General features: G+C 63.8%; 10 protein-coding genes. 1 reads left to right on the plus strand and 9 read right to left on the minus strand.

Annotation, left to right across the window (positions count from 1 at the left end):
- Positions 1–298 precede the first annotated feature (298 nt).
- The 9 genes from ACIQTP_RS00795 to ACIQTP_RS00835 form a co-directional block, all read right to left on the minus strand.
- A complete protein-coding gene (locus ACIQTP_RS00795) occupies positions 299–904 on the minus strand; it encodes a DUF5753 domain-containing protein (RefSeq protein WP_403394976.1) in 606 nt (201 codons plus the stop codon).
- A gap of 557 nt (positions 905–1,461) precedes the next feature.
- The gene (locus ACIQTP_RS00800; protein WP_403394978.1) at positions 1,462–1,872 is read right to left on the minus strand and encodes a hypothetical protein; all 411 of its coding nucleotides are present in this window, start codon (positions 1,870–1,872) and stop codon (positions 1,462–1,464) included.
- The gene (locus ACIQTP_RS00805) at positions 1,869–2,021 is read right to left on the minus strand and encodes a hypothetical protein (RefSeq protein ID WP_403394980.1); all 153 of its coding nucleotides are present in this window, start codon (positions 2,019–2,021) and stop codon (positions 1,869–1,871) included. Before ACIQTP_RS00805 ends, ACIQTP_RS00800 begins: the two co-directional genes overlap by 4 nt.
- 138 nt (positions 2,022–2,159) lie before the next feature.
- A complete protein-coding gene (locus tag ACIQTP_RS00810) occupies positions 2,160–3,347 on the minus strand; it encodes a helix-turn-helix domain-containing protein (protein WP_403394982.1) in 1,188 nt (395 codons plus the stop codon).
- A gap of 105 nt (positions 3,348–3,452) precedes the next feature.
- Positions 3,453–4,094: an HAD family hydrolase gene (locus ACIQTP_RS00815; protein WP_403394984.1), complete on the minus strand. Its 642-nt coding sequence runs from the start codon at positions 4,092–4,094 to the stop codon at positions 3,453–3,455.
- 395 nt (positions 4,095–4,489) lie between these two features.
- Positions 4,490–5,434: a hypothetical protein gene (locus ACIQTP_RS00820; RefSeq protein ID WP_403394986.1), complete on the minus strand. Its 945-nt coding sequence runs from the start codon at positions 5,432–5,434 to the stop codon at positions 4,490–4,492.
- A 33-nt stretch (positions 5,435–5,467) separates the two neighbouring features.
- The gene (locus tag ACIQTP_RS00825; protein WP_403394989.1) at positions 5,468–6,451 is read right to left on the minus strand and encodes a hypothetical protein; all 984 of its coding nucleotides are present in this window, start codon (positions 6,449–6,451) and stop codon (positions 5,468–5,470) included.
- A gap of 45 nt (positions 6,452–6,496) precedes the next feature.
- Positions 6,497–9,664, minus strand: coding sequence for a DUF3427 domain-containing protein (locus ACIQTP_RS00830; RefSeq protein WP_403394991.1), 3,168 nt, complete (start codon positions 9,662–9,664; stop codon positions 6,497–6,499).
- Positions 9,665–10,110: 446 nt separating this feature from the next.
- A complete protein-coding gene (locus ACIQTP_RS00835) occupies positions 10,111–11,127 on the minus strand; it encodes a hypothetical protein (protein ID WP_403394993.1) in 1,017 nt (338 codons plus the stop codon).
- 188 nt (positions 11,128–11,315) lie between these two features.
- On the opposite strand from ACIQTP_RS00835, the gene ACIQTP_RS00840 reads away from it, so the two are divergent.
- Positions 11,316–12,164 carry a class E sortase gene (locus tag ACIQTP_RS00840; protein ID WP_403394995.1) on the plus strand — a complete coding sequence of 283 codons (849 nt, stop codon included), beginning with the start codon at positions 11,316–11,318 and terminating at the stop codon, positions 12,162–12,164.
- Positions 12,165–12,344: the final 180 nt, after the last annotated feature.

Raw genomic sequence — 12,344 nt, forward strand, 5'->3', positions numbered from 1 at the left:
GCGTGCGCGGAAGGCCATAGGCGTCCCCAAGCCACAAATTCCCGGCACCCGGCAACGCGAAGAAACCCCACCCCCGCTTCCCCCGCCGCCCCCTTTCGGGCCGCCCGGCCAAGAGCACTGCGCGGTGGAGGGGTGAGGGTCAAGAGTGCAGCGAAGCGAAATCGGCGCAGCCGACGCCCGAAGGGCGCTCTTGACGCTCATCCCGGAACCGCCACACTCAGCAAAACCGGGCGGCCTTGGGTGCGTTGATGTCAACGTGACGCGACCGGGCGTGATCGTCGCCGCAGTGACGGATCAGTTAGTCGTTGCTCCAGAACACCAGGGCCTTGGTGATCAGGTCCTTGGCGGCGTCGCCGTAACAGGCAACGCTGCTCAGAGCGTTGAAGGCCTTGTCGTGGAGCGCGAGTTCATCCGGCTCGGTGACGTCCACACCGGCGGAGACGAGTTCGTAGTGAACTCTGGCATCGTCGTACACACTGAAGCCGGGCATAGGGACAACGTTCACCTCGGCAGTGGCGGCCAGGACGCCGAGGGAGAGCGAGGGCAGGTCGATATCCCTGACAAGCCGTTCCATCTGCTCGCGCATCACCTCCGGCCCACCGATGTTCGTGTACAGAGCCTGTTCGCCGAGGATCACGTCGTAGTGGTGCTCACCGTCGTACAGCACCTGCTGCCGCTGCATCCGCTTGGCCACCCCTGCCGGCACATCGTCCGGAACCTTGAGGAATTCGACGACCCGGCGGAGGATCACGGTCGCGTAGGCCTCGGTTTGGAGGGTGCCCCAGATCATCGTGGGGACGTACCCCTTGCCATGCCGAGTCTGTTGGTACCAGCAGATCACCTCGTCCTGGATGTCTTCGGTGCTACTGGACAGACGCTGTTGCCACGGGACGGAATGGGTCACCGTCCCTCCCTTCGGTCAATGACGGTGAATCCAAGGCGGTCATATGCGGTGGTTCGTGAAACCACCGCAGCGTCTCTCGAACGCGTGGCGAGGCTCAACAGCGCGATCCGGCCGGCCATCAGGACGTCATGAGGGACCTTGCGGCCGCCGGGTAGCGCGTGCTGGCCCCGCTCGGGGGTGCGTCAGTTCAAACGTGGGCGTGGCCGGAGTCAACCGAGCCCGTCAGGCCGACGCGCACTCTGCACGGTGATGTCAGCACCTCGACGGGCACGTCGTGAAGGCTGCGACGGGCACTGCTTGTGCAGGTAGATGGTGATTCCGCCAGCGGATGACGAGACTTTGTCGTGTCCGTCGTAGTCCTCGCCGACCCGAATCGTCTGGTCACACTTCCCGCAGATCACAGTGACGAGTCTCCTTCCACACCGCTTTCCAGCTGCGGTACAGCAGCTGCGCTGCCGGGCATGTCTGGTCAGGCGATGCTCTGCAGTTACGGCAGATCAGGCAGTGATCAGCAAGGACGTTGAAGGCATCGACAACTTCGTTGGTTGCTTCCGCACTCATCGGGAATGCTCCGGCCGTGGGCCGTACTGCTCGTCGACCGCAGTCTGGAGTGCCTGACGCAGCTGCTCTGTCGGCGTGAATGGACGATCGGCGGGTGGCCTCACCACCCAGTGCAGATCCACTTCCTTGGAGTTGAGGGGCGGGACAACGACGTAGGTGGCAGCCCCGCATGCGGTCGTCTCACGCACTTTCCAGCCGGTCGTCGAGGACGGCTCGGTCAGAAAGTAGTAAATGCGGCTCCACGGATCGCAGATCACTGCTCCCGAGGAGTCTCCGAGCAGAGCGAGTGCGGCGGCACCGAGAGTTCGACCTGTCCGAACGACGTCGAAGTGGGTGCCCGCCTCGACGTGCCAAATTGTTCCTTCAGGCGGTAGCCATGGCTGCTGGGCCTCTGCGGCGACGTTCACGCTGCCACCGCTCCGCGTCGGTGTACGTCGGTCATGATCTGCCACACGTGCGTGCTGCTGCGGAGTGCCCCGTGCCCGGCCACGCGCAACTTGTTGGCGACGGCTCGGCCGCCGATGCAGGCTTCGCCGCGCAGTCGAGCGATGCTCATGCTGCCCTCGATGAGGATGGGCACGACTGGGGTTGCTTCAGGCATCCCTGTCCCATCTGTTGGTTCCAATGCCTCGGACAGATGGTGGGGGCCTGCAAGGGCCACAAGTACCCCAGCGAGGGGTAGCCGACAGGCAGCTCAGGTGGCAGCGCACCATTCGGCGAAGTTCGTGAGCGTCTCCGAGTCGGCACGCTTCAACCGCCGCAACGTGGCAGCGTCTTCACGGACCCACGGGTGCTCACGCGTGTGCTGCGGGGCGATCTGGCGGGCAACTTTCAAGGACTCGAAAGCATGGCCTGCGAGACCAGACCACAGTTGGGCTCGGGCCAGTTCGATGTAGAAGCCGGAGCGCCGCTCGGCCGGGAGTTCGGCGGGTGGCTTCCAATCACGCGCGACGGTGAGAGCACGGCTGACGTGGCCGTCTCCGAGGCTGACGGCTACGGACACCTCGTGGATGCGGACGGAGTCGGGCCCGAACGCCGTGCCGTGGTAGATCGCCTCGGAAACTTGGTCCGCGAGGGCTCGGGCTTCGGCGAGGTGGGTTTGCGAGGCTGTGGCGTCACGCGCTCGCCCGGCGATGACCGCGGCCCTCATGTGAAGGGCGCCTCTTGCCGCGATGGCAGGCGCCGTCTTCGCGGCGGGTGCTGAGTCGATGGCCTGCTCAAGAGCACGCAGCCCGGAGGCATGGGCGCGCGCGGCGAAGAACGTCTCTGTTCGTACGTAGGCGACGGACGCGGTGAGCAGCGGATCGTCTGTGTCGTGGGTAGCCCATCGCATCAGTTCGACCAAGCGCGCGGACAGGTCGTGGGCACCGAACTTGAAAGCGACGGCGTCGGCTGCGCGGTAGGCGGTGACCAATAGCGCGGCTGGCTTGTGCCTCTGGTGGGCAGGGGCTTCGTGGTAGGCACGAGCCAGTTCCGCGAGCAGGTCGGGAAGTTCGCGGACGATGCGCGTGTACTGGGCCGCAAGGCGCCAGCAAGCAGCCGCCGCGACGGCAGTTCGAAGTTCATCGAGAGGGCGAGTCGGACCGTCATCCGGGACGTCGTACGTGGCGATCGCTGCGGATAGCGCGGGCATCGCTTCGTGAACGCGGGTGTGCACAGGGCCGCGGTCGACGCGCAGACGGCTCGGGTCAATGCCGAGAGCGGCCGCGAGGGCTTCGAGGGTGGCATCGCTGACGCCGCGATCGCCTTGCTCGACCTTGCGGATGGTGCCGAGTGAGACGCGGGCGGCGTCGGCGAGCTGCTGCTGCGTCATCTTCGGGCGCATGACGCTGCGGTAGTAGGCGATCCGCTTGCCTACCCCACCGTTGGCGTGTGCGGGCATACCGGCTCCAGTTCGAGGCGTTCACTCCGAACCGTACTCGTGCCGAGACGCAGCGTGTTCACGAACCGTCCCGCCAGTCCTGACAGGCGGGACGGTTCGTTGCCGTCAACCCGCGGTGATCGTGGTGAGCTGAGTGAGGCTGTCGATCTGCCAGTCGGCTGCCGCTCTCAACGCCGGGTCGTCCGCCCACAGATGGCCCCAGGGTCCGCGACGGATGTGCGCCGTCCGCAGCCCGGCCGCCTTCGCTGGGAAGACGTCATTGGCCGGATGATCACCGACGTACACGGTCTCCCACGGCGCGGCTTGGGCTACTTCCAGCACGCGCTCGAAGAACTCTGAGTGCGGCTTTGCCACGCCCCAGTCCCCAGACGTGACGACGAGATCAACGGGCAGGTCAAGGTCACGCAACAGCTGGCCTGCGCGGGCAGTCTGGTTTCCGGCGATGATGACACGGATGCCGAGCTTACGCAGTCCGGAAAGGGCGGGACGGACATCGTCGTACAGATCCGTCTCGTCGAGGAACTCGCCCCGGCCGGCTGCCTCTCGGGCGTGGTACTCAGCCGCCACGTCGATGCCGGGGCGTGCAAGGCGTACAGCATCTGCGTTGTCGCGGCCTTGAGCGACCACGGCCCCCACGAGGGCGGAGAGAGTGTGGCGGGGGATGTCGAGCCAGTCCGCCCACGAGTGCCAGTAGCGGTCGTCGCGGGTGATGGTCTCGCCGACGTCGAGGACGATGGTCTCAATCACCCAGGGAAGCCTACGGCGTCGTGCTCTGGCACAGGGAGACCTGAACGCCCCGTCGGATATAGGAGCAGATGTTGGGGAGTCAACGGACTCTGACGGGAGGGGCGAGAGACGGAGCGTCAGCTACCGTCAGTCGAGCAGGGCGGGGGCAGGATTGCCACGACGGGGCTCGTACAGCAGTCCGCCATAGGCGTTCGCCGTTGCCTGCCACCACTCGATGAATGCGTCGAAGGCGTCGAAGCTCGTGTGCAGTTCCTTGGGGCGACCTGGGAGACGCGGCGCGTCAGCAACGACTTGATCTCGGCAGAGGTGAACATCAGGAGGCCGACGTTGTAGGGGCCGAGGACTCGTTGGCATGAGCGATTGGGGCGGGGAGCTCATGAGGGGTGATGGCGTTCCTACGTGCTCGGTAGGGCGAAGTACGGTTCGGGCCATTCCACTGACCCGTCCCTGTCGGACTGGGCCACGTGTTGCATGAGAAGTGCTGTGGGGTTTTGAAGGTCTACCTTTCTGGCGGACTCGGCAGCTCCAGGGGGCGTGGAGGTGTAGTCGATGCCGAGTAGTCGGCATATGTGCTCAAACTCTTTGTTCTCGTTGCATTCACCGAGCCTTCCGTGGAGGTAATCGCGAAGTCGAGAGCAGACGTCGATAATGGCGTTTCCGCTATCGCTGATCCGATAGATGCCACCCTGGAGGCTGTCGCTTTCTAGGAATCCTATGACGAAAAGCCGTTGAACCTCTTCCTTGAGGATTGGTGTGCTGAATCCAAGCCTCTTGGAAGCGTCAGATAGGCTCCGGAATCCGTGTGTTTTGATGTGCGAAAGGATGGCGAGCGGATAGCCCGGGCGGCCAGAAGCTGCGAAGCGAGAAACATCCTGAGGAGTAAGACCGCCTAGAGCCACCTGTATCAGCAGGTCCTTCGTCATCTCTTCCTTCAGATTTCGGTAGGCTGACTGTCTGGCCTTCTCGTCATCCGCGTCAAAGTCATCTGGAACCCAGAATATGCGCAAGCGGGAAAGTCTATCGCGCATCGGAGTGTCGCGATACGAGCCGGCTACTTCAGCCACTCGCACCTTGTTCTGCATCGAATGGCGTGCTATATATACCGCGGCGGAAACATCTCGCTCGGTGAGCAGGGTTCTTATGTCTTTGTCTATCCCATCCCTGTCGTGCTTCCAGAGAGTTTGCCCGGAAACTATCTTCGACCAGTCTTTCTTGAGGTCGCATGAGAAATCGAAAAGCTTTCGACTTCCCTCTTGGTAAGTGAAGAGGCCAGACCTGGAAGTACTCTCCATTATTCGGAGAGCAGCATCCGACAGGAACTCGTGCTCTGGTGACGGCATGTTGGCTCCCGAGGTCCTTTGGTGAGCTGGCGGCTATGAGAAAGGGAAGGGGACGTAGTTCTTTTCGTCTTGGTAGATCACGCTGATGCCTTCCCTGTGCAGCAGGTCATGAAGGTCTCTGTGGGGCTTCTCGGGAAGGAGCACTGTCAACTTCGGGTTGGTCGGCTCGATGTGTCTTACGTAGTCCTTGAGTTGGCCAATGGCCATGCGAATCTCGTCGCGGCTGCTAGCACCCTTCACGGAGTACAACACGTGATCGGTGGCGTCGTAGAGGTCGGTCTTCAGAGTGATTGTGGTTCCGGCAATCTTGATCTGGAAGGCGCCGACCTCGTGTTGCTGTTCCTCAAGGTGCCTGATGTATTCATCCAGCAACCTGGATTTGCGGAGGTCGGCAATGGTACTTGGTTGCGCGGAGCGCCTACTCTCCCGTGCCCGATTTTTTGGCGGTTCGGCGATCGAGCTTGCCGTAATGGCTGCCGATACACGTTGAGCTCGAGTCTTCTCCGCGGGCTCGATTGCGTCCGCCGGGATATGTTGAACTTTTCCCTTGGGTCGCATTCTGAAGACTATTATGCGCCGCCGGTTTCCGGCCGGATCATTAGCTTCGCGGATGGTGTACGGCTGTTTCGTATCTAGCTCGAATTCGCCGAGGTAGCGCTGCAACTTTGCATCGGAGTTCGATCCGGGGATCTTTCCGGCTGAGACGAAGAGACGCAGTCTTCTGCCATCATCAACGTGCTGCAATATCGCGTTGTTGCGGGATCCGGCCTGCCCTAAGAAGGTCTGGTCCCCATAGCGCCCTCTGCCCGTGTACTCGAACACGGGCCCTTGATCGTCTTCTTCTTCGAGCCAGCCGTCCTGGTAGCCGTACTCTTTACCGCTCTCGTGGTCTGTGTATATCAGTATGTTTGGTGTGGTTGTGGACGGAACTATCCCTTCGCGATCCCCTCCACCGAAGAGCTTCTGCATCTTGGCGCGTGTCGTGAGTTGCCCAGGTCTGATCGAAGAATCGTTCATGCCCTCGACGTTAGCGGATGGCACTGACATCGGGCCTCTGGGTAATCAGCCCGCTGCGATGGCTGAATACGTCCACACGTCGGCCGGAAGCTCATGCTTCAGTCGCCACGTGATCGCCATCGGCTTACTGCCCGTATGTTCCACATACGTCGCTGGGCCCAGGAGCATCCAGGGCTGAGACTTGCCGATGTCGGTGTTCTTGTAACGGCGCATGAACAGCAAGACGTGACTGTTCCGCTGTGCGTGCTGTTGGTAACGCAAGCCAGTGCGGGAACTTTCCGCCGTTGCGTTCTGAGACTCCCAGTGGAAGAGCGTAGGACTCAGCGCGTAGTCCTTGTAGCGGATCGTGGGGGAGAAATCCTTCTCGTTCTTCTCCAACGTGATCAATAGGGCATCGGTTTGGAGCTCATCGACCCACTGCACGCCTTGAGCGAAGGATCTGGGCATCTGGCCGCCGAAGCGGGCTACGCCGAGGGCGGTGAGGATCTCGGAGCGGTTGTAGGCGCTGTGGACCTTGAGCGGGATGTGGCGATGGTCGCCCGACAGAGGAATCGGGTAGTGGTCAGACTGCTCGATGACGTACGACAGCACTTGCTGAAGCTCATCGCGGAACGCTCGTTGGGGGCGCAGCGACTCGAGGCCTTGCTGGAAGCTGGTGAAGCCGCCGGCGTTGTCCCAGAGGTTGAAGAAGAACATGCGGGCGTAGGTCTGGTCCGTGGGAGACAGATCCTCGTACGCGAGGGCATCGTCGGCGAGTAGACGAAGGTATGCGTGCGCGCGCTCTGGGTCGTCGACGTGTAGGAACGCGTGGACGCGCTTGAGGAGTGCCGTTTCCTCTGAGGACGCCGGGCCTTCGATGAAACCTGCCTTGCGAAGCACCGTCGTCCAGGAGTTGTCGCTCTTATATAGCTCCTTGATCTCCCGACGGCTTTCGCGGAGATAGTCCGCGAGCCTCGGCGTGCTGTACGCCTTGGCCTCGGTCACCAACGTCTTGATGGTGGCGGCCAGTTGGGCACGGATGTTGCCAAGGACCAGCTCTTTGGACTTGCCCTCCAAAATGATCTGACATCCGGAAGGAAGTTGCGGGAAGTCGTGCTCGATATGGTCGACGAGGCGGTTTCGGGAGAGGTTGGTCAGGGCTCTGAATTGCTCCTCGAAGCGAAATTCTGCTCGGTGCTGCCCGATGAAGTCGAGGACGGTGAGCACCGGCTTCGTCTCGGTGCGTCGTAGACCTCGGCCGAGTTGCTGAAGAAAGATCGTGGCGCTGTTCGTGGGGCGCAAGAGGAGTAGCGTGTCGACATCAGGGATGTCGAGCCCCTCGTTGAACAGATCGACGGAGAAGATCACCTGTAGCTTGCCGTCGCGTAGGTCAGCTAGCGCCTGAGTACGGATTCCAGCGGGAGAGTCGCTGTCGAGAGCGAGGGCCTGGAACCCGGCGCCACGGAAGAAGTCGGCCATGAAGTGGGCATGAGCCTTGGTGACACAGAAGCCCAACGCCCGCATGGACCCGGGGGCGGAGACCTTGTCTCGGATCTGCTTGACCACGATGCGGGCGCGCGCATGGTTGCCGGTATAGAGGTTGCCGAGGTCTCGATCTGCGTAAGCGCCCTTCTGCCAGCCGAGGTTGGTTAGGTCTGTGCCGTCTGGGATGCCGAAGTAGTGGAAGGGGCAGAGCAAATCATTCTCGAGGGCTTCCCACAGCCGCATCTCCGCCGCAATGCGTCCGTCGAAGAACTCGTCCTGTACGTTGCGCCCGTCCATCCGCTCAGGCGTGGCGGTGAGACCCAGCAGCTCCTTAGGCTTGAAGTGGTCGATGACTCGCTGGTAGGTAGCCGCTGTGGCGTGATGGAACTCGTCGATGACGATGATGTCAAAATGGCCAGGAGTAAGCTGCTCCAGCCGTTGGACGTTCAGGGATTGGACGCTGGCGAAGACATGGTTCCAGTCGCGAGGATCTTCACCGCTGTGGAGTAGTTCTCCGAAGGAAGCGTCATCGAGTACTTCGCGGTATGTGCGGAGGGATTGCCGGAGGATTTCCTTGCGGTGGGCGACGAACAGCAGTCTCGGATTGCCTTTTGCGAGCTTCTTGCGCAGGGCTCGGTAATCCAGGGCTGCCATGACCGTCTTGCCCGTGCCCGTGGCTGCAACGAGGAGGTTGCGCTCCCGTCCACGGATTTCGCGCTCGACACGGAGGCGCTCAAGCATGTCCCGCTGGTGCGGGAAAGGGCGCACTTCGAGTCCGGAGAGATTGATCTTCAGGTCAGTACCTGAGCCAGTGCCGCCCGCCTGGGCTAGGGCACTATCGAGTCGCTCGCCGTCCTCGTAGGGGTCGTACGACTCAAAGGCGCTGTCGTTCCAGTACGCATCGAAGGTCGCCTCGAACTTGTCGAGTACCGCAGGCGTGGCAACCGACGACAGGCGTACGTTCCACTCCAAGCCATCGAGGAGCGCGGCCTTCGAAAGGTTCGAGCTACCGACGTATGCCGTGTCGAAGCCGCTCTTGCGTCGGAAGAGCCATGCCTTCGCATGCAGTCGCGTAGATCGAATTTCGTAGTTGACCTTGACCTCAGCACCAAAGTCTTCAACGAGCCGGTCGAGCGCGTGACGGTCTGTGGCGCCGATGTAGGTTGTTGTGATGACGCGGATCGGCACCCCACGATCCTTTGCGGCGCGCAACGCGTCCTCCAGGACGCGAATGCCATACCACTTCACGAATGCACACAGCAGGTCGATGCGGTCGGCGGTGGCCAACTCGGCCCTTAGTTCCGCGCCAAGGCTAAGGTCTTCTGGAGAGTTGGTGATCAGCGAGGTTTCGGAAAGTGGAGTAGAAGGGCGGATGGCGTAGACCCCCGGTGCCTCTTGTTCGGCGAGGGCCAACAGTTGTCGTGGTCCTTCTGCGACGGTGTCGGCGGCCACTTCTTCACTCAGCTCAGGTGCGCTGGCGGCGAGTGACTCCAGGATCCTGTTTGCTGCGGTGACCTGTTTGTCGTGAGGGAGTTGACTCAGCCTCCGCCCCACCGTCTCGCTGATGTAGCGGGCCAGCACATGGGGAGAGGACTCGGCGCTGACGTCTGCCTTGATGGTCTTCCAGCCTGCGGCCTCGAGTCGCTCGAGTTCATCCCGCAAGCTGTGAGTGATCAACTTCTCGTAGACGCCCACAGCCGGTTGTGCCAGATCGCCCGATTCCTCCACAGCTACCCCCTCGATCGCCATGCCAGTACGACTCTGTTTTAACAGCAGCTACCGACAACCGAAGACGTTCGGATGAAAAGTGATCGTTTTCAAGGTAGTTGTGAATCCGAGTAGTCACCGGTCCTGATTCGCCTCCAGACACGCCAGCTCCATGCCGTCCAGGACCGCCTCAAGCGTTCGCCCGGTCAGCTGGGCGTCACGTTCGATCCCGGCTGCGGCCCAGCCCGTCAGGCTTACAGCAAGAAGGCGTAGGCCGTCGGCCCCGTGGTCCTTGAGGACCTTGTCGGTCGGCGATGGCCAAGGCTTCCTCGGGGACGCGTTCTGCGGGTTCTAGGCCGACGACCTGGCGGAGCAATGTGATCGTTAGCTGGGAGATTTCCGGGGCGATGGCTCGAAGTTGCTCGTCCTCGGCCTTGTCCACGGGTCCCCCAACTGCGTGCGTCGTGTCCCGGAATAAGCCTGCCCGATCATTCCTCGGTTCCGTGGCACCCCCCATAACCCCGCCCCGACCCACACCAGCACTCAACCCCCCGCTGCGGCGGCCAAGTCACCGCCAGCCCCCGCGCCGCCAGCGTCGTCGCGTACTGCGGGAGCAGGGTCGCGTCCGACGGGGACGAGGCCTCCGACGCGGCGAAAGCCTCGTACGACGGGACCGTGCCCGTGACGATGCCGAGGTTCGGGGTGCCGGAAGTCGCCAGTTCCCGTAGCGACGCCTCTATGGTCGCGAGGTGTTCCTCGTGGGACGGGTACTCCGAGGAGAGGGTCGGGTACGCCGTCAGGAGTTCCGTCAGTTCGGTGGTCGGCCAGTGGAGGATCGCCACCGGGAACGGGCGGGACAACGCCTCCCTGAACGTGCCCAGTTCCGCCCTGAGGCGGGAGATCTCCGCCTGGAGTTCGGCGGGGTTGTCCGAGCCGAGGGACCAGACGCGTTTCGGGTCGTGGAGCTCGTCCAGGGAGACCGGGGACGAGTGGAGGGTGTCGGCCAGGGTGTCCCAGTCGTCGTGGGCCGCGCCCAGCATGCGGCGGACGCGGTGGCGGCCGAAGAGGAGCGGGTGGGTGGAGTACGGGGGCTCCGACGTCTCCGTGAGGAGGAGCTGCGCGGCCTGGGTGAACGTCTCCTGCGCCGCTTCCAGCTCGTCGTGGGACTCCAGGGCCTCGGCCACGATCACCCAGGGGGCCGGGTCCCGCGGGGACGCGGCGCGGATGCCGTCGATGATCGCCCGGGCCTCGGCCTCGTGGCCGTACTCCCACAGGTTCGACGCCTTGAGGGCGCGGACGAGGTGGGGATGGTCCAGGGGCGTCGAGGACGACAGCAGGCGGTCGTAGAGCGCGGTGGCTCCGGGGCGGTCGCCGGCCAGTTCGAGGTGGGCCGCGGCCTGCACGAGCAGGTGTTCGGCGTCCTCGGGGTAGAGGCCTGCGGTCCGCTCCAGGCGCGCTGCTTCGGCGTTGTGGTCGACGTGTTCGGCAGACGTGTCGGGGCGCATGGGGGACACCGTACTGCCGATGCCGTAAGAGGGAGAGATATCTGCAGGCCAGAGGGCGGGATCTCTTCGTTGCCCTTGGGTGCCGAAGAACGGTTCGGGCGGTCATGGGGCTGGTGAGTTCGGGGCGCAGCCCTTATCTTGCGGGCCCGGTCAAGGAGGCGAGGCGGTCGAGGAGGCGAGGCATCGGGATGCGGGCTCCCGGCATCGTGCGGCGCGGCCTCGGGGCCCCCGGCGTCGTGGATCACGGCACTCGGCGGCGGCGGGCCGCGTACCGGCGGGTGGTGTGGGGCGGGGGCGAGGTTCTCGTCACCGTCGGACTCCTTCTCCTGCTCCTCGTCGTGCATCAGCTCTGGTGGACCAATCGGCAGGCCCGGGAGGGCGCCGAGAGGAAGGTTCAGGCGTTGGAGAAGGGGTGGGGGAGCGGGGAGGGAGAGGGGAAGGGGGAGGGACAGGAGCAGGGTGCGGGGAGTGGTTCGGGTGCCTCGGCGGGGGGTGGGGCGTCCTCCGGTAGTGGTTCCGGAGCCTCCGGCGGGGGTGGTTCAGGGGCGTCCACCGGGAGTCGGCGGGCTCAGGGAACGCCCCGGTCGTCCCAGGCGTACGCCGTTCTCTCCATTCCCCGGCTCGGTCTTCGGGTGCCCGTCGCGGAGGGGGTCGGCAAGCGGGATGTCCTCAACAAGGGGTACGTCGGGCACTACCCGCACACTCAACAGGCCGGACAGGCGGGAAACTTCGCGCTCGCGGGGCATCGGAACACTCATGGGGAGCCGTTCCGGTACATCAACCGGCTGCGGCGGGGGGACGAGATCGATGTCGAGACGGCGGCCGGGCGCTACGTCTACGTCGTCGACAAGACGCTTCCGCAGACCTCCGCGAATGACGGAGGGGTCATTCGGGAAGTGCCGCGCAGTACCGTGCGGCCCGGCTACGGGTACAGCGCGCCGGGGTACTACATCACCCTCACCACCTGCACGCCCGAGTACACCTCCGGGTATCGGCTCGTGGTGTGGGGCACGTTGACCTCCATGCGCCCCCGTTGACCACGGTCACCGTCCCGTGCGGGGAGCGGTTCCCGTCCGGGGGAGCCGTCCGGCGCAGGGAACCGGTCCGTCCGGGGAGCCGTCCCGCGCAGGGAACCGGTCCGTCCGGGGAGCCGTCCCGCGCAGGGAACCGCTCCGCCCGGGGAGCCGTCCCGCCCAGGGAACCGGTCCATCCGGGGA

Source organism: Streptomyces sp. NPDC090798 (genome assembly GCF_044768965.1).
GTDB lineage: Bacteria > Actinomycetota > Actinomycetes > Streptomycetales > Streptomycetaceae > Streptomyces.

Excerpts from the sequence above, each read along its gene's own strand:
- ACIQTP_RS00820 (WP_403394986.1), bottom strand. The coding sequence starts at position 5,434 with ATGCCGTCACCAGAGCACGAGTTCCTGTCGGATGCTGCTCTCCGAATA.
- ACIQTP_RS00810 (WP_403394982.1), bottom strand. The coding sequence starts at position 3,347 with ATGCCCGCACACGCCAACGGTGGGGTAGGCAAGCGGATCGCCTACTAC.
- ACIQTP_RS00835 (WP_403394993.1), bottom strand. The coding sequence starts at position 11,127 with ATGCGCCCCGACACGTCTGCCGAACACGTCGACCACAACGCCGAAGCA.
- ACIQTP_RS00825 (WP_403394989.1), bottom strand. The coding sequence starts at position 6,451 with ATGAACGATTCTTCGATCAGACCTGGGCAACTCACGACACGCGCCAAG.
- ACIQTP_RS00830 (WP_403394991.1), bottom strand. The coding sequence starts at position 9,664 with ATGGCGATCGAGGGGGTAGCTGTGGAGGAATCGGGCGATCTGGCACAA.
- ACIQTP_RS00840 (WP_403394995.1), top strand. The coding sequence starts at position 11,316 with ATGCGGGCTCCCGGCATCGTGCGGCGCGGCCTCGGGGCCCCCGGCGTC.
- ACIQTP_RS00805 (WP_403394980.1), bottom strand. The coding sequence starts at position 2,021 with ATGAGCATCGCTCGACTGCGCGGCGAAGCCTGCATCGGCGGCCGAGCC.